Genomic DNA, 18018 nt, shown 5'->3' with positions numbered 1-18018 from the left:
CTATAAATTTAAAAAAAGATATCTTTGTCTATCAAAAGGAGCATTTTAATCGCCATCATGGCACTCTGATGCTGAACATAGTTTCTATCACCGTTAAAGTGAAATCTTTTTTCCACATGTTCTGTTTTGCTTCTTGCCCCGATGAAAACTGTTCCAACAGGTTTTAGTTCTGTACCGCCCGTGTCACCTGCAATACCGCTTACAGAAAGCGCATAATCCGCATGACTGACATTTAACACTCCCTCACTCATCTCATTGACAACATCAGCCGAAACCGCTCCTTCACGCTCTAGCGTCTGATGTTCAATAGCCAGCCAATTCTCTTTGAGTGCATTGGAGTACGTAACCAAAGAGCCTTCAAGTATTTTCGAAGCACCATTGTGTTTTGTAAGGTAATAACTGAGTAGTCCCCCTGTACAACTCTCTGCAAAACTAACAGTTTTTCCCTTACTCGAGAGTTTTTCTATGATATATTCGACAATATCAGCTGAAGCAATAAGCTTCTTTGGAAGCAGGTTTTTTGCCGCATGAATAAACTTTGATATATCCCCGTAACGTTTAGAACTGATGTCGATGCGCAGCCAACCCTCAACATAACTTGTCACACCGAAAGTGACCTCATATGTCTGAGCCAAAGGATTTAAGATACTGATGAGATCATCTTTCTCTTCTTCAAACACATGGATAGTCGCTTTTGTATCTATGGTTTGTATAAGAATCTGTGGAATATTTTCACCTTCATCCATAGATATCACATTGACAATCGCACTTTTGTATTCCAGCAGATATGTTCTATCTTCATACAAAGTCGCTTTTTGAGGAATGAGCATACCCTCTTTTAGCACCTGATTATCTTCGGTAATTGTACATATCACCTTGCCTAAGGTTGAAAAGTTCTGTTTATTTGTCACTATGAGAATCTTGTCATCTTTTTGCAACTCCTGTTCAAGATAAAGGAAAAAAGAGTTATCACTCTCTTTGAAAAAAGTGATAGAATCTATAAACTTGACATCTTTTTCTACATTACGAAGAATATACTCTTTGAGCGGTTGGTTGTATATAAATTTGTTGCCTATAAATATCAGATGGAGTTTCATAGTTTTCAATGCCTTGGTTCAAGATTTAGTTCTGCTTATTATAACACTTTTATGAGCTTTTAAACACATTAAAGATATAATCCACAACTTTTTAAATACAATTTGGGGTATCTATGGATTACAAAGAGACACTACTTTTACCGACAACTTCGTTCGCTATGCGCGGCAACCTTATCAATAACGAGCCAAAACGCTATGCGGCATGGGATGAAAAGAAAATTTATCATAAGATGAAAGCCAACCGTGCCGGAGCCGAGAGCTTTACACTGCATGACGGACCTCCGTATGCAAACGGCCATATCCACATCGGTCATGCGCTTAACAAAGTTCTCAAAGATATCATCATCAAACATAACTATTTTAACGGCAAATCTGTCCGTTTCACTCCGGGATGGGATTGTCACGGTCTTCCAATCGAACAACAGGTTGAGAAAAAACTTGGCGGAAAACAGAAAAAAGAGCAGCTCGAGACTGCTGAAATTCGTAAACTCTGTCGTGAGCACGCTGCCAAATTCGTCGATATCCAAAGAAGTGAATTTAAAACACTCGGTATCATTGCAGACTGGGAAAAACCCTATGTAACAATGGACTATAAATTTGAAGCAAATATCTTCCGTACACTCTGCGATGTCGCTAAAAAAGGCCTGCTAATCGAGCGAAGCAAGCCTGTTTTCTGGTCATGGGCAGAGCGTACAGCCCTTGCTGAAGCAGAGGTTGAGTATGAAGATAAAGAAGACTACTCTATCTTTATCGCCTTTGAGCTTAGCGATGAAGCAAAAGAAAAGCTCGGTATCACAGGAAAGGCTGCTCCTGTCATCTGGACAACGACGCCATGGACCATTCCTGCAAACACAGGTATATCACTCAATCCAAATGAGAAGTATGTGCTTACAACCGATGGCTATATCGTTGCAAAAGAGTTGTTAAATTCACTTGTAGAGAGTGATGTTGTCAATGGTACTGTAGACAAAGAGTTCGATGCGAAAGAACTTGAAAACCTCATTGCCATTAACCCATTAAACGGCAGAAATTCTCGTCTTGTTCTCGGTGAGCATGTTATGGTCGACAATGGAACAGGATGTGTTCATACAGCTCCTGGACATGGTGAAGATGATTACCGCGTCGGACTTGTTTATGAACTTGATGTCGTTATGCCGGTCGATGAGACAGGATGTTATGATGAAACAATTGTACGTGAGAAGCTCATTCCCAATGCCCAAGATTTTGTCGGACGCCACATCTTTAAATCCAATGAAGAGCTTATTGAGCTTATGGGTGATGCAGTACTGAAAGTCGACAAGTTCATGCACTCTTATCCACACTGCTGGAGAAGTCATACACCGCTTATCTACCGTGCAACAAAACAGTGGTTTATCTCTGTTGACGGCAGACCGGAAGGTGAGCAAAAAACGCTGCGTGAGATAGCACTCGGTGAAGTCCAAAAGACAAAATTCATTCCTGAGACAGGGCGAAACCGTCTTAACTCCATGGTAGAAAATCGTCCCGACTGGTGTATCTCACGTCAACGTGACTGGGGTGTTCCTATCGCTTTTTTCAGAGTCAAAGCTACCGGTGAAGTTCTTTTAGACGAAAAAGTTCTCAATTTTGTTGCCATGATCTTTGAGATGCAGGGAAGTGATGCATGGTACTCTATGGATATTGCCCAGCTTCTCTACCCTGGAAGCGGTTACAAACCTGAAGAACTCGAAAAAGTCAATGATATTCTCGATGTATGGTTCGACTCCGGTTCTACCTGGAACTCAGTACTTAAATCACGCAACTATGATGCCGGAACATATCCTGCAGACCTTTATGTTGAAGGAAGTGATCAGCACCGCGGTTGGTTCCAGTCTTCACTCTTTTTATCAGCGGCCATTGAGCATAAAGCTCCCTATAAAGGTGTTCTCACGCACGGCTTCACTGTGGATGAAAAAGGTGAAAAGATGTCAAAGTCCAAAGGCAATGTCATTGCACCTGAAAAAGTCTTAAAAGAGTATGGAAGCGAGATTCTTCGTTTATGGGTTGCGTCATCAGACTATCAGGGTGATCTGAAGATTTCTCAGGGCATCTTGAAACAGACAAGTGAAAACTATCGCAAACTTAGAAATACTTTTAGAATTATGTTGGCAAACATCAATGATCTTGAAGAGCTTGTCGCACCTGAAAAGATGGGTGATCTTGATAAATGGATCTTGAGTGAAGCGGCAGCTGTCCTTGCAGAAGTTCATAAACAGTTCAGTGAGTATAACTTTGTAAACGGTATGAGTACGCTCAACAACTTCATCGTCAACGAGTTAAGCGGTATGTACATAGATATGACAAAAGACAATCTCTACTGTAACGCAAAAGACTCTGCTCGTCGCCGTGCGAGTCAAAGTGCCATGGCAATGATTACAAAAACACTCTTGCTGCTCATGGCACCGATCCTTACATACACAGCAGATGAGATTATAGAAAATGCACCAAGCATCATCAAAAATGATGCCGAAGACATATTCGATATGCAGTATAAAGCACTTCAAAATATAGATGCGCCATTTGATGCTACCTACATGGTAAAAGCGCGAGAAGGTTTTGGTGCAGTTGTCGATGGACTCAAAAAAGAAAAAATCATCAAATCAACACTGGAACTAGTTATCTATACAGAGTCAAAAGCTACCGTAGATATGGATAGAGTCGATGCTGAAGATTGGTTTGTTGTATCTGGTGTACTTGAAGATAAACCAGAAGAAGAGATGCTCGGAAGCTTTAAAGTAGATGAGGATATGTTCACAATTGCAAAAGCAACTGCTTACAAATGTCCACGATGTTGGAAATTTCAATCGACAGAAGAAGATTGTCTCTGCCAACGATGCCAAAGTGTTGTAAATGCCTAATTTGAGTGAACCGGTAACACTCTCATTTGTTGCGCAAACTGTAGCTGCAATATTTGTTCTTATCGGTATTGGCATATTTTTAGTTAAAAAGTTTAAATAAGGAAAAAGTAGTGATTACATTAAAAGAAGCTCTTAAACTCAATAAAGATGAACTCAATAATCTTAAAAATGATCTCAAAGCAAAAATTGATGCACGTCCTGAGCTCAATGCCTACATTGATGTCAAGAGTATGGGTGAAGGTGTACCAATCGCGATAAAAGACAATATTCAAGTCAAAGAGTGGTCTGTGACATCAGGAAGTAAGATACTGCAAGGCTACATCGCTCCCTATAACGCGACAGTTATCGAAAAACTTCAAGATGCAGGTCTCTCTCCTTTTGGAAGAACAAATATGGATGAATTTGCCATGGGTTCTACAACAGAATCAAGCTTTTACGGCAAAACACAAAACCCTCACGCAAGTGACAGAGTACCGGGAGGCAGTTCCGGCGGATCAGCAGCTGCTGTCGGTGCAGGCGTTGCAATAGCAGCTCTTGGAAGTGATACAGGTGGGTCTATCCGCCAACCTGCCGCTTTTTGTGGTATTGTCGGGATGAAACCGACCTATGGCCGTGTAAGCCGTTATGGTCTTGGTGCCTATGCATCGAGTTTGGATCAGATCGGACCAATGACTCAAAATGTTGAAGATGCAGCGATTTTATATGACATCATAAGCGGAAGCGATCCCAAAGACTCAACGAATGCACAGAAAAATGACAAAGTAGTTCCTCACTTAAATAGTGATCGTAAACTTCGTATTGCAGTCCTTCCAAAATATATTGAAAATGCAAGTCAGGATGTTAAAGATGCATACGCAAAAGCTATTGAAGCACTTCAATCTTCAGGACATGAAATAATAGAAAAAGAGATGATGGATGCCAAATATGACATCTCGGCTTACTACATAACAGCAACGGCTGAAGCAGCTACCAATCTTGGCCGTTATGACGGTATTCGCTATGGAAACCGTGTAGAAGGTGCCAATCTTGAAGAGACATACTACAACACAAGAAGCGAAGGGTTCGGCAATGAAGTAAAACGCCGTATCTTGCTCGGAAACTTCGTACTCTCAAGCGGTTACTACGAAGCATATTATGTCAAAGCACAAAAAACACGTCACATGATAAAAGATGAGTACAATAAAATCTTTGAAGATGTAGATCTCATTCTCTCACCCGTTGCACCGACAGTAGCACCGAAGTTTGGAGAACTTGCAAATCCTATGGATATGTACTTGAGTGACATCTATACCATCAGTGTCAATCTTGCAGGTCTGCCTGCCCTTTCACTGCCAATTATGAAAAATAGTGAAGGTATGCCGGTAGGGTTACAGCTTATTGCTGCAGCATATGATGAACAAACACTTTTTGACGGTTCATTAAGTCTTGAAGCAGCAGTGGCTTATAAAGCCTAATTTTGTAATCAATTTGAAATATATAGTGGTTACAATTTCAATAAAGGAGTAGAAAATGGCATATTTTAAAAAAGCAAAAGAGGGTAAAAAAGTTTATGGACTTGTCTTTGGCCCTGGAAAGATCACACAGGTTTTTGATGATTCCCACTACAAGATAATGGTACAATTCAAAAACGGTTATGAAGTTCCTTATACGGAAGATGGAGTACCAGGTTGGGGAAACTTTAAAAAGCAGACGCTCTATTACAAAAAAGATATTGACCTTACCGATGTAGATTTTGCACCTGTTACAAAGGTACTTTCACCGAAGAAAATCATCAAACTTCGTGAAAAGAAAAAACTGGAAGTCCGCCTACCCTCAGGTATCTGGACAAACTGTACCAAATGTGTTGCCGGCTATGTCGAAGATATGTTGGAAGCTGAAAACTATCACCTTTTTAGAAAAGCTCAAAAGAACGATAAATAATGCTCTATACAATCATACACACCATTCATATATATTCCGTATTTATCTATGGCGGATTTTTATTTACCGATATCCTGTTTATGTCTAAAATGCAGCAGTCTTTAGATGCTAATGAGTATAAAAAAGCACGTGAAGCCATCATGATGCATGTTCGCAAAGTCGTTCCTTATGCTCTTATGGTCGCTGTTGCGAGTGGGCTTTTTCTCTTTTCGCAAGTATTTGGTGAAATATCTCAAGAGGGACTTTCCTCTTTTCAAATGGTACTAAGCGTAAAAGCATTTTTAGGCCTTTGGCTTGGTTTTCGAGGCATCAATCAAAAACTCTTCGGCATCAACCCATGGGTCTTTAAAAGCCATCTTTTCCCTTTTATTTTAGTAGTCATTATCATACTCCTTTCCCAATTTATGTTCTTGGATTTTACCTCTTTTTAACCACAAAAAAGGTATAATCCGTAAATTTTAAAGGATGGCCATGAGAATTCGTAAACGCGCACTAACATTTGAAGATGTACTTTTAGTACCTCAGTATTCCGAAGTTCTTCCAAAAGAAGTATCATTAGAAACAAAACTAACTAGAAATATAAGCCTTAAAATCCCGATGGTATCGGCTGCAATGGATACAGTAACAGAATACCGTGCTGCAATTGCAATGGCGAGACTCGGCGGTATTGGTATCATCCATAAAAATATGGATATCCAAACACAATGCAAACAGGTTAAAAAAGTAAAAAAATCTGAAAGCGGGATCATTATCGACCCTATCTATGTACATCCGGATGCAACATTGGCAGATGCTGAAGCACTGATGAACGAATTTAAAATCTCTGGTGTTCCAGTTGTTGATGGGCATAATAAACTGCTTGGAATTCTTACGAATCGTGATATGAGATTTGAAAAAGACATGCGTAAACGTGCAGATGAAGTGATGACTTCAATGCCTCTTATTACTGCAAAACAAGGCATCTCTCTTGATGAAGCGGCAGATATCATGCACCAGAACAAGATCGAAAAACTTCCTATTATAGATGATGACGGATTCTTAAAAGGACTTGTTACCATCAAAGATATCAAAAAACGCATTGAATATCCTAACTCAAACAAAGATGCATTTGGTCGTCTTGTCGTGGGTGCTGCTATCGGTGTTGGACAGATGGATAGAGCAAAAGCTCTTGTCGATGCAGGTGCGGATGTGCTTGTCCTTGACTCTGCTCACGGACATTCAAAAGGCATCCTTGATACAGTAAAAGAGATCAAAAAATCTCTTGAAGTAGATGTCATTGCAGGAAACATTGCAACTGCCGAAGCAACAGAAGCACTTATAGAAGCGGGAGCGGATGGTGTTAAAGTCGGAATCGGACCTGGTTCGATATGTACAACAAGAATCGTTGCAGGTGTCGGTGTACCACAGATCTCTGCTATTGATGAATGTGCAGAAGCTGCAAGAAAACATGGTGTGCCTGTTATCGCTGATGGTGGTATTAAATACTCCGGTGACATTTCAAAAGCGCTTGCTGTGGGTGCAAGCTGTGTTATGGCAGGAAGTCTTTTAGCGGGTACGGAAGAGTCTCCGGGTGAGACTATCATGTTCCAAGGCCGTCAATACAAATCATACCGTGGTATGGGTAGTATCGGAGCAATGCAAAAAGGTTCAAATGACAGATATTTCCAAGAAGGAACGGCAGCAGATAAACTCGTTCCAGAAGGAATCGAAGGTCGTGTACCTTTCCGTGGCTCAATTGCGGGTATCGTTCACCAGATGATGGGTGGACTTCGTTCTTCTATGGGCTACTGCGGCAGTGAAAGTATCGAAGCATTCTGGGATAAAGCAGAGTTCGTTGAGATCACTTCAGCAGGCCTTAAAGAGTCTCACGTTCACGACGTAATCATCACACAAGAAGCTCCAAACTATCATGTCTAAACATGAAGTTCGATATGCGGGTTTTTGGATCCGTTTTATCGCTTCTTTTTTAGATACCCTCTTTCTTGCTCTGCCGGTTGGCATCGTCATATACTTTTTAAGTGACGGCAACTGGTTTGATCTCACGCAGTACCAACAAAACATACAGTTAGCAATGAGCGGCAATCCTCATGCACTCGACCAGCAGCCAAAAACTTCATTTACATGGGAACTTATCTTTGAGATCTCTGTTTTAGTAGTAACAATTATTTTTTGGGACAACTGGCGCGGAGCAACACCCGGTAAAAAGATAGTCCACATCAAAATAGTCGATGCAAAAACATTGCAAGATATAAGCAACAAACAGGCAATAACCCGTTCACTAGGCTATATCCCCTCAACTTTACTCTTTGGTCTTGGTTTTTTAATGGTTGCCTTTAGAAAAGATAAAAGAAGCCTGCATGACCTGCTTGCCGGAACGGCAGTCATTTACGATGAAGATGCATCTCTCTAACGAGAAGTAACCATTGTCCTATATTGTATTTTTACCATTTATAATATTATTTATCTTTTTAGCTATATTTCAATATTTTTCTTCAAAATCAAAATCCAAAAAAGGAGATATCTCTTTAGAGACTAAAGATACTAACAGCTTAATACAAGACTTATATCGAGAGAATGACGATGCATCTGATTTTGATGCTACTGTTGATGCTGATTTCAATGGAGATTAAAGTATAATTTTCATATTATATTGTTTCTTTTGAAAAAATCAGGTTATTAAAAGGGTAAAATATTGACAAATGAAGAAGTAAAAAAAATAAAACTAGTTGTTTTATTGATAATACTGTTTATCTCTATAGCTATGGCACTATTTATGCCGCCAATGCCTGCATTATATATGTTTTACCCAACACTCATAATTTCTTTTCTTGGTTACTTGGCAATTAAAGAAGCATCTGGAACAACAATAGCTTTAACTGCTCTCTCTATTATTGTAGGTACTATAATAACTTTTGGGATACCTTGGATTCTCTCTTTTTTAATATTTATACATATATTTCCAACATATGTTGTTTTACTGATTACATTTATTATAATGGATCTTTTGCCATCCAAAACTCTTTCCTTAATGAAAAAAATATTTATTTTCATCTTCATATCAGCAATTATAGGTTTAAATACAAACCTTTTTGTTTTAGGTGCAGAACTCTTAGGTAAAGATCGAAATATCGATGAAATATTTAATAAAACATTACAAGTAAAAAATAAAGAATTTATAGAACTACAAAGTAACAGTAAAAATATCCCAATTACATATAATAAGTTTGATTTTTTATCTTTTGGTGGAAATGAAGGTTGCGGATGTGGTTATTGGGAATTCCCCACACTACATAAGTCAACCATTATTCCTTATATTTTAGGTATTCAAGAAATTTCATTTTCTTGGGTTAAACCATCAGATAAGAAAATAATCGTTAATTATAAAGAGAAAAGTCATTCTTATAATCTCACCATTAAGATATTACAAAAAAATGAGCTTTTATCATCTCTTACTATTAAAGACCAGCTTCCTTTTCATAGTACAAAACAGAAAAAACGTAGTAAAGATTTAAATGACTTTGATACAAGGTTAGAATATTTGCTTCGACATAATATATGGAATGCAATAATATATTATTTGGGTTTCGGCCAAACAGACAATAAACAAATTATTGTAGATTTTTTAAATAACAGTATCACAGATACTAAGAAAGATATAGACTGGAAAAAATTTACTTTCAATACAACAGCATCCTTTCTTTATAATAAATATATTGGCTTTTGTACTTTGCGACAAGATGATGACTATATGTCTTATCCATTCAATGTTTGGCATTCAAGAGAAAAAGATTATTCTATTAAATTAAATACTAATCCTAATAGATTCATATTTAATGATAATAATATAACATATACAACACTCTCCCATTCAGATGATTTTATGGGAAATTCTCGCGCAGCAACTTTAAAAACAACAAACTACTTTTTTGTATTAAGTATGTCTCGAAATCCTATGAGAATTACTGTATGGCAATTTGACCATCAGGGCAATTTTCTCAAAGAAATTCATGCAAAACTACCAAACAATATCAGACTAGATGGTAGGAATTGGCATCCATTATCTCACATTAAATTTTGTAATAATAAACTAAGTTTTAGAATAAACAATATTTACGAACACAAAAATAAAAAAAACGAGTGCGGTTATAACGTTATAGAAATAAATCTATAAAGAGAATTTCTCTTTATCGAAAAAACTATCAGCTGATATATTTTTAAATGCTGCATTGAGTGAAGTAAAAAGCTGCGGATACTCTTTTTCCATATCCCCAAGCATATCTTTCATCTTCGCTCGTGCATAAGGCATTTTCACATCAAAACGCATTGCAGGACAGGCTTCATCACCTATGGCTTCAATACCGTTATCAACTACAAAAGCCCGCAGCTGTCGCTCACGCATCTGAATAAGCGGTCGAATGACGATGAGTCCGTTTTCTGCTCTGTATTTGGGAGCAAGTGAACGCATCTGCCCATTGTAGATAAAGTTCATAAAAAAGCTCTCTGCCGCATCATCCATATGATGTCCTAATGCGACTTTATTACAGCCCTGCTCTTTTGCCACAGAGTAAAGATAACCACGTCTCATGCGTGAGAAGAATGAACAAAAAGAGGAGTTCTTACGGATCTTATCTTTAGCAAGATCATAGGTATTTGTTTCGTGAACTATATGTGGGATATCATGCTCCCTGCAGTGGGCAATTAGATTGTCAAAATTCTCACCCATCCCGTAACTGATAGTCACCGCAACAAAATCAAATTTAAAAGGAGCACGGCGTTGTTGTTCTTTCATAGCATGGATCATCGTCAACGAATCTTTCCCGCCGCTCAAACCGACGAGTATCTTATCGCCCTCTTCTATGAGTTCAAACTCGGCATTTGTCTTGCCGAGTTTGGACATGATCTTTTTAGAGAGTTTGACAGCCATTAAGCGTTTGCCAGCCTGTCAACCATTTTCATTAGAAATTCGGCACTTACTTTTGCAGAGCTCTCAACGAACTCTTCAAAGTTGAAACCAGCATCCATATCTGCTGAATCACTGATAGAGCGAAGAATGAAAAACGGCACGCCTAAAGCATCACAGACAACAGCGACACTTGCACCTTCCATCTCCAATGCATCGGCTTTAAAAGTCTCTGCTATGAAGTTCTTTCTCTCCTCTGAAGCGATGAACTGATCACCAGTTGCGATAATGCCTTCTTTAACATTTACACCCATCTCCGAAGCTACAATTTTACTTAGAGCAATTAAATCTTTATCTGCTTCAATATAGACACTTCCTTCTGGAACATATCCATGAGGATGTCCAAAGATCGTAATATCAAGATCATGCTGAGCAAGTTTGTTTGCTACAACCAAATCACCAATTTTAAGTTCAGGATTTACCGCACCGGCAACACCCGTAAAGAGTAAAACATCACAAGCAAACATCTGCAGCATTGTAGCGGCAGTCAATGTTGAAAAGACCTTCCCTATTTTTGAATAAGCCACAACGACATCAATATCTTTGTATTTTGCTTTATAGTATCTGTTTTTTGCATAATTAACCTCTTCTACATCATCAAGACGTTCAAGTATCGGCGCAACCTCTTCCGGCATTGCTCCCATTATCGCTATTTTCATTCTAACCCTTTATATTTCTACTGTTTGTACTGTTTGCTCAAATTTCGGCAGTTTATTTGTAATGGTTCCATCTGCATCGACAACACAACTACCACCCCAAAAGCCAAGCCCGTCTTCAAAACCGACACGATTGACAAAGACAAGCTTTGCTTCACACTCTTTGGCAACCGTCTGTATAATTTCATACCATTTTGTCTCTATGGTCAAACCCGTATCACTAAACCCTCGAGCAGGAGAAGCAACATGAACGACAATCAAATCAGGATCTAAACGAAGAAGCTCATGATGCACCTCTTTATGCCATAGATCTTCGCAGACAAGAATCGAAATCTTTGCGCCATTGAGCTCAAACGCTTCAAATTTATCTCCACCTTCAAAATAGCGAGCTTCTTCAAACATTCCATAGTTTGGTAAATGTACTTTAATGTGCTTGGCAACAAGTTCTCCACCGCTAAAATAGAGTCCACAATTACGAAAGAGTTCTCCATCACGCATTGCAGCACCCACGGCAATATCAACCTCGCTGCTCAGTGTTCCCAACTCATGCAGTTCATCCTCACTCCAGGCATCTTCACGCAGTTTATCCTGCAACAGATACCCGCTTAATGCAAGCTCAGGAAAAACGATCAAATCTGCATCATCTTTCTTTTGTTTGACAATAGCAATAATATCGCTCAAATTCGAGCGATTTAATTTCGGTGAAGTTTGTGCAAGTGTTACTCTCATATTATGAGCAGACTTCCTCTTTTACTTTTTCTAAAGATGCCATATCTGAGATATTAAGTGTTTTAAGCTCTTTGGCAATTCTTCTGTTGAGTCCTTTGAGTACGACACCATTTCCAAATTCTATGGCCATATCTACATCACCTGCAATTGCTTGGATAGATTGTTTGTATTTTACCGGTTTTACAAGCTGGTCTTTTAAAAGTGCTACAGCATCCGCTTTAGTATTGTACGGTTTTGTTGTCACATTTGATATAACCGGTGCTTCAAAATCATCGGTAATATATTTTTCCATCAATGCAGCAAGCGGCTCTTGTGCCGGTGAGAGTATCTCACAGTGAGACGCCACTGACATATTTAAAAGAAGTGCTCTTTTAGCGCCTGCATTTTTAAAAGTCTCCTCCAAACTTGCAAGATCTGCTCTATTACCCGCAACTACAAGCTGACCGTCTTGGTTGTAGTTTGCAGGCCATACCTGCTTACCTTCAGCCTGCGCATCTGCACAAATTTTTTCAACACTTTCATCATCGAGTCCAACGATAGCCATCATCCCTGCATCTTTGCCTTCACACGCCTCTTGCATAAAAGCCCCACGTTTATGTACGAGTTCAACTGCATCAACGTAATCAATAGCACCTGCAGCACAAAGTGCAGAGAATTCACCAAGAGAGTGACCTAAGAAAAGTTCCGCTTTCACATCAGGACACGCTTCTTTAAAAAGTTTATAGGCAATCATCTGCACCAATAGAATTGCCGGCTGCGTATATGCAGTTTGTCCAAGCTGCTCATTCTCTTCAAAGATCAACTCTTTAAAATCAACACCGATTCTCTCACCTGCTTTTGCAAACATCTCACGTGCAAGTTCACTGTTATCATAAAAATCTTTACCCATTCCTACTGCCTGGCTGCCTTGCCCTGCAAATATCATTGCTATTTTACTCACTGTTTTTCTCCTTCTAAGTATTGTTTGTTCTCTGTAATTTTTTTCCGTAATGTATTTCTGTTGAGACCAAGTTTATCTGCCAACTGCAGTTGTGATTTGAACTTTTTCAGTCCTCCTCTAATGAGAGGTACTTCATAAAGATACAAAAAGTTTCTATAGTCACTATTGGATCCCAACTTGTCATAGAGATAATTCTCTATGATTCCCATCAAGTCACTGTCCCCGATATCTTGTAAAAGATAATTAATCATTACCTGCCGACGCAATGATTTTGCGTTTTGAGACAGGTCCGGTTTGAAATTTTTAATATTAAAACTTTCATCACTGCCAAAAAGTTCTGCCGCCTCTTTGGTGAATTTCTCTACTAAAAATGTAACATCTTCAACTCTTTCTCTTAATGGCGGTATATCCAATTTAACACTAAAAAGATCATCTAACAACTCATTAAACTGGAGCTGTTTTGAAGTCGCAACAATACGAACGTCATTCTCTTCTATCGTATCTATCAATCTGTTTAAATTTGGGGAGTTGTCTATGTTGGAAATGATTAACTCTTTTGAACTCTCAAGTGTCACTAAAAGCTCATCAAAGTTTGATGCATCGACAATCGATGCATCAGGTAAGATAAAAGAAGCCAATGTTCTTTTACCTATTCCACTCTCTCCCGTTATCAGTGCATTTACACCGAGTGTTTTTAAAAGAGTGGCTGTTTTCTTTGCCTGCAGGGAGGCAGAAGATGCAGTTAGAAAACTAGTGGCATCCACAGCCGCCGCCAGTTGAACAGCATCCGTCATCTTCTTGTTTATTTTCAGCTGGAACACCTGTCATTGCTTCTTCAGCAGAAGCATCTCTTACATTGTTGATTGTAACAGTGAACATTAAATCTTTACCAGCCAAAGGATGGTTAAAATCAATAACAACTGAGTCGTCTTTGATCTCTTTTACAGTTACTTGAACAGTCGATCCGTCTTCACCTTGTCCGTAAAGTGTCATTCCTTCTGTAAGTTCAATTCCTGCGAATTGATCTTTAGGAACTTCTTGAATTGCTTCGGCATTGTACTCGCCATATGCATCTGCAGCTTTCACAAGAACATCACCTTTTTCACCGATACCCATATCTTTGATACCAGTCTCAAGACCAGGAATTATTTGTCCTTTACCAAACATAAATACTAATGGTTCTCCACCAACGTTACTATCAACTACTTTATCGCCGTCTTTTACTTCATACTCTAAAGATACGATTTGATTTTGCTCAATTGCCATATTTTTGCCTTATAATTTAATTCGTGGATTTTATCATAATAACTCTTTGTAAAGCTGAAAAAATCTATTTTTTTATTTGCCTAAGCGACGTTTTGCCTCTTGCGCTTCTTTTGAAGTCGGATATTTTGCGATAATCGCTTTATAGAAGGACTTAGCATGTGCACGGTCTCCCGTTTTCTCCATTGATATAGCAGTGTGCAGCATCAGGTTCGGCATATACTTCGCTTTTGCATACAACTGTGAACTCTTTTTAAAGTAAGAAATTGCTTTTGCGTAATTCTTTCTTTTGTAGTTCATTTCACCTATCATATAGTGCGCATAGGCAGGTTTATAGTTTCTTTTAATCAATTCTTCATAGTTGGCAATTGCTTTTGTATAGTACTTTTTGTCATAATTTTTCTTAGCAAGATTATACAAATCCGCACTGCTTGTTTTAGAAGCTTTACCGCTTATTTTCTTCCCTGATTTTAGCTCTTTTGAAACTAATGCTTTAAAATTGTTAACACTTGTAACCAGAGTATTGTATTCATCTTTAGTTACATAACGTGCATTGATATCATCTAAAAGCTTGGAAACTTCAAGTAAACTTGCTTTAAGTTCCTCTAACTCCTTTTTATTTTGTTGAATAGATTCACTTAAGCGTGTTTGATACTCTGTCGTATTTGCCATACTGGTATCTTCTTCGTCTTTAAGCTTCTCTAGATTGATTTTATTATTATGTGTATTTCTGCCTATACTTTCAACAATGCTCTGCAGTCCATCTATTCTCTCTCGCAATGAATCAAGCTGACTTGCCTGTGATTTACTTTTACTGGCAACTTTTTTTAACTTGTCTTTTGTTTCTAATATAACTTTTTCACTGGAAGTCAGTCCATAAGGTTCAGGACTGGAAAGATCCCCGGCACCAAACGCTGAAGGTTCAGAACCGAAGAGAAGAGTTGGAACAGCAGTAACAATAAGCAGGCTTACTATTACGCTCTGTTTCATAATTTTTTACTTAATTACTATGGTAAAAGTTTAAAGTTTACGCGGCGATTCTTAGCCCAGCACTCTTTTGTATGTTCTGTACAAACAGGGTTAGATTCACCGTAGCTTACCATAGAGATACGAGAAGCATCGATACCGTCAGCTACTAAAGCTTTTTTCACTGCATCTGCACGTTTAAGGCCAAGTGCGAAGTTGTACTCATCACTACCCCACTCATCACAGTTACCTTCTAATTTAACGCTTAATGATTTTGCAGCATCTGTTTTTCCTAACTCTGCAGCATCATCAATACGCTCTTGCATCTCAGGAGTGATATCATACTTATCAAACGCGAAATAAACTGTTGGAAGTTTACTTTCTATAGCAGTCATTGTCATCTCAGCCGTATTCTCTGTACTTGAGTTTACAGCACTGTTTTCGCTTGCCACTGTTTCAGTCGCCGGAGCTTGAACTTCTTGAGCTGCTGGAGCAGAAACTTCTTCTGTTTTGTTATCAACTGCAGGTTCTTTTGAAGAACATCCGCTAAAAACTACAAGTGCTGCTACAACACTAGAAAGTACTATACTTTTCATATCTATTTCCTTGAATATTAAATGTCAAATTATTATACCAAAAAAATAACAATAATATATTTACTTAAAAAAATTACCAGTCCATAGACTGAACTCTTCCATATTTCAATGGGAAAAGATAGTTCTTGTTATAGTTAAGACGTATAATACCGATGGCACTCTGTCCTTTGTAATTTTTTATAAATATAATGGCATCACCATCTTTTGAAAAACGTGGAAACTCATTGACTCCTGTTGCCGTCAGACGTCTGATAAAGTCAGTTTTTGTTGAAATAAGATGCAGGTTAAACGTATTTTGACTAAAAGCATTTGAGCTCTCTCTCGCTTTGTAAACAATGTAATTGCCATGAGCACTACATGCAGAGTTACTGTTTCCATAATAAACCATCTGTTCTACTTCATTTGTGTCAAGATGTTTTGAAAAGACATTCGGATAACCTAGACGTGATGAGATAAATACAATTTGATTCTTATTCATAAACTGTGCATTTACATCAATACCTCTGTATCGAGTCAATCGTTTATATTTTCTAGTATCTACATTAAAGCTGTAAATATCAGGCTGCCCGTCGAGCGCCATTGTCAATAGAAGCGTTTTCCCATCACTGCTTACATCAGAGCATACAACCATACCATCAGAGGATATAATACTCTCAACCCGGCCATTTTTAACATCCACATACTTCAGTGTAGGCTTAGGAGTATCAAGTGCCGTGTAGTAAAATGCATTTTGTGATTTATTCGCCCATTTTGGAAAAATATTAAATCCGCCTTTTAGGATTGTGTGTTGATATGCCAATGTATAGTCTGCGATGACTATCTCACTTTGTTTCGGACCGACAATACGGGAAAAGATCACTTTTCTTTTCATCCATCCAACAGAAGGTTCTCCCAAAAATTCATTTATATCGTATGCTATTGCGTGAGATATAAACATAAAGATATCCTGCTTAGCTACTCTATAATTCTTAATAAATACTTCTTCATTTTTTTGCAGCAGTTTTATTTGTACATTCAAAGCAGCATTATCATCTTCAAATATTTTATATCGCAGTACGTATGCCATATCTTTGTTCTCGACAAGAACATCGACGTCATTAAAGTTAGCTATTCTATGATGTCTGTCTACATTAAAAATAGAAAGAACATTTAAGTCTGCGATCAATGTTTTAAAGAAACGAAGTCGAAAAGTGTCATCATAACTTATAGAAGCATCTTCAACGGCTATTAATGGGACATTATTTGCTTTTTTGATGACTTCTATTGTTGCATCACTAGCAAATAGAACTGAAATAAATAGAAACAATGAAAATAAAATTTTCAAATTTTACTCCTTTGAAATTAGTACAACAATAGTTCGGCTGGATTTCCCTGTAGGATTCTTAGGAAAAACTACGCTCTTAAGTCTCTCTTTGATTCTGTCTGCTTCAGCATTTAAAGCTTCATTCGCAGAATAACTTAAAATCCTAAAATCAGTCATATGACCAAAAGGATCCAATTCAATCACTGTCTTTACACTATTGCCTTCACTATTTGGCGGTACATTGAAATGTTGATAAACAATTGCTTGAATTTTAGCTAAATATTCATTAACTTCATCGGCACTGGATGTCTGCTGCGTATTCTTATCACTCTCCTGCATATCGAGTTTTCCAATTTTTTCCGATACAGAATTGATTTTATTTTTATCGGCAGTTTTAATTTTCTTCGCGATATCAGCTATTCTTTTCGAATTTACTTTCTTTTTTTTCTGTGTATGTTTTATCTTTTGCGTCCACACATCAGAAAAGAGATCATTTACATCTATATCTTGACTGACACTTTTTGATGAACTGCTTGGCAGTGCAACAGAACTTGTAAATTTTGCAATATTTTTAGGCATTACAATGGAAACAGCAATAAATTTATCTTTTGTTAACGCATATGTAGGCTGATTCTTTACTACAAACATCATATAGATGAAGAGTCCTAAAAAAAACAGAAATAGAGAAAGAGATATAAATCCACTTATAATG

General features: G+C 38.0%; 19 protein-coding genes. 8 read left to right on the top strand and 11 right to left on the bottom strand.

What is annotated here, in order from left to right; translation table 11 throughout:
* Positions 1–8 precede the first annotated feature (8 nt).
* Positions 9–1097, bottom strand: coding sequence for a CinA family protein (locus FM071_RS03345; protein WP_193111611.1), 1089 nt, complete (start codon positions 1095–1097; stop codon positions 9–11).
* A gap of 113 nt (positions 1098–1210) precedes the next feature.
* Between FM071_RS03345 and ileS the strand changes: the two genes are divergently transcribed.
* From ileS to FM071_RS03305, 8 genes are all read left to right on the top strand, one after another.
* Positions 1211–3973, top strand: coding sequence for an isoleucine--tRNA ligase (ileS, locus tag FM071_RS03340; RefSeq protein WP_193111610.1), 2763 nt, complete (start codon positions 1211–1213; stop codon positions 3971–3973).
* A gap of 110 nt (positions 3974–4083) precedes the next feature.
* Complete coding sequence (gene gatA / locus FM071_RS03335) at positions 4084–5427, top strand: Asp-tRNA(Asn)/Glu-tRNA(Gln) amidotransferase subunit GatA (RefSeq protein WP_193111609.1); 1344 nt, start codon at positions 4084–4086, stop codon at positions 5425–5427.
* A gap of 55 nt (positions 5428–5482) precedes the next feature.
* Positions 5483–5893, top strand: coding sequence for a hypothetical protein (locus FM071_RS03330; RefSeq protein WP_193111608.1), 411 nt, complete (start codon positions 5483–5485; stop codon positions 5891–5893).
* Positions 5893–6324: a hypothetical protein gene (locus FM071_RS03325; RefSeq protein ID WP_226960572.1), complete on the top strand. Its 432-nt coding sequence runs from the start codon at positions 5893–5895 to the stop codon at positions 6322–6324. Before FM071_RS03330 ends, FM071_RS03325 begins: the two co-directional genes overlap by 1 nt.
* Positions 6325–6364: 40 nt before the next feature.
* On the top strand, positions 6365–7810 hold the full coding sequence (gene guaB / locus FM071_RS03320) for an IMP dehydrogenase (protein ID WP_193111607.1): 1446 nt from the start codon (positions 6365–6367) through the stop codon (positions 7808–7810).
* Positions 7803–8303, top strand: a complete 501-nt coding sequence (locus FM071_RS03315; RefSeq protein WP_193111606.1) for an RDD family protein — start codon at positions 7803–7805, stop codon at positions 8301–8303. The genes guaB and FM071_RS03315 overlap by 8 nt, the downstream gene beginning before the upstream one ends.
* A 13-nt stretch (positions 8304–8316) precedes the next feature.
* A complete protein-coding gene (locus FM071_RS03310) occupies positions 8317–8523 on the top strand; it encodes a hypothetical protein (protein ID WP_193111605.1) in 207 nt (68 codons plus the stop codon).
* A 62-nt stretch (positions 8524–8585) separates the two neighbouring features.
* The gene (locus tag FM071_RS03305) at positions 8586–10064 is read left to right on the top strand and encodes an SLC5/6 family protein (RefSeq protein ID WP_193111604.1); all 1479 of its coding nucleotides are present in this window, start codon (positions 8586–8588) and stop codon (positions 10062–10064) included.
* On the opposite strand, the gene FM071_RS03300 is transcribed toward FM071_RS03305, so the two are convergent.
* The 10 genes from FM071_RS03300 to FM071_RS03255 all read right to left on the bottom strand — a co-directional run bounded on the left by FM071_RS03300 (position 10059) and on the right by FM071_RS03255 (position 17957).
* Positions 10059–10817 carry a PP-loop family protein gene (locus tag FM071_RS03300; protein WP_193111603.1) on the bottom strand — a complete coding sequence of 253 codons (759 nt, stop codon included), beginning with the start codon at positions 10815–10817 and terminating at the stop codon, positions 10059–10061. The genes FM071_RS03305 and FM071_RS03300 overlap by 6 nt on opposite strands.
* Complete coding sequence (locus FM071_RS03295) at positions 10817–11512, bottom strand: 5'-methylthioadenosine/adenosylhomocysteine nucleosidase (RefSeq protein ID WP_193111602.1); 696 nt, start codon at positions 11510–11512, stop codon at positions 10817–10819. The genes FM071_RS03300 and FM071_RS03295 overlap by 1 nt, the downstream gene beginning before the upstream one ends.
* A gap of 9 nt (positions 11513–11521) precedes the next feature.
* Positions 11522–12238, bottom strand: a complete 717-nt coding sequence (locus FM071_RS03290; RefSeq protein ID WP_193111601.1) for a nitrilase-related carbon-nitrogen hydrolase — start codon at positions 12236–12238, stop codon at positions 11522–11524.
* A 1-nt stretch (position 12239) separates the two neighbouring features.
* The gene (gene fabD, locus FM071_RS03285) at positions 12240–13178 is read right to left on the bottom strand and encodes an ACP S-malonyltransferase (RefSeq protein ID WP_193111600.1); all 939 of its coding nucleotides are present in this window, start codon (positions 13176–13178) and stop codon (positions 12240–12242) included.
* Complete coding sequence (locus FM071_RS03280) at positions 13175–13972, bottom strand: DNA-binding transcriptional response regulator (RefSeq protein ID WP_226960570.1); 798 nt, start codon at positions 13970–13972, stop codon at positions 13175–13177. The genes fabD and FM071_RS03280 overlap by 4 nt, the downstream gene beginning before the upstream one ends.
* Entirely contained in the window at positions 13929–14444 is a 516-nt protein-coding gene (locus FM071_RS03275) for an FKBP-type peptidyl-prolyl cis-trans isomerase (protein ID WP_193111599.1), read from the bottom strand. The genes FM071_RS03280 and FM071_RS03275 overlap by 44 nt, the downstream gene beginning before the upstream one ends.
* A gap of 72 nt (positions 14445–14516) precedes the next feature.
* On the bottom strand, positions 14517–15431 hold the full coding sequence (locus FM071_RS03270; RefSeq protein ID WP_193111598.1) for a tetratricopeptide repeat protein: 915 nt from the start codon (positions 15429–15431) through the stop codon (positions 14517–14519).
* Positions 15432–15448: 17 nt separating this feature from the next.
* Complete coding sequence (locus FM071_RS03265; RefSeq protein ID WP_193111597.1) at positions 15449–16003, bottom strand: OmpA family protein; 555 nt, start codon at positions 16001–16003, stop codon at positions 15449–15451.
* A gap of 73 nt (positions 16004–16076) precedes the next feature.
* On the bottom strand, positions 16077–17327 hold the full coding sequence (tolB, locus tag FM071_RS03260) for a Tol-Pal system protein TolB (protein ID WP_193111596.1): 1251 nt from the start codon (positions 17325–17327) through the stop codon (positions 16077–16079).
* A gap of 3 nt (positions 17328–17330) precedes the next feature.
* Complete coding sequence (locus tag FM071_RS03255; RefSeq protein WP_226960569.1) at positions 17331–17957, bottom strand: TonB C-terminal domain-containing protein; 627 nt, start codon at positions 17955–17957, stop codon at positions 17331–17333.
* Positions 17958–18018 lie beyond the last annotated feature (61 nt).

It is taken from the genome of Sulfurimonas paralvinellae (assembly GCF_014905135.1).
GTDB classification, from domain to species: domain Bacteria; phylum Campylobacterota; class Campylobacteria; order Campylobacterales; family Sulfurimonadaceae; genus Sulfurimonas; species Sulfurimonas paralvinellae.
Note: the sequence above shows the minus strand (reverse complement) of the source record. Positions and strands in the feature narration are given on the sequence as shown.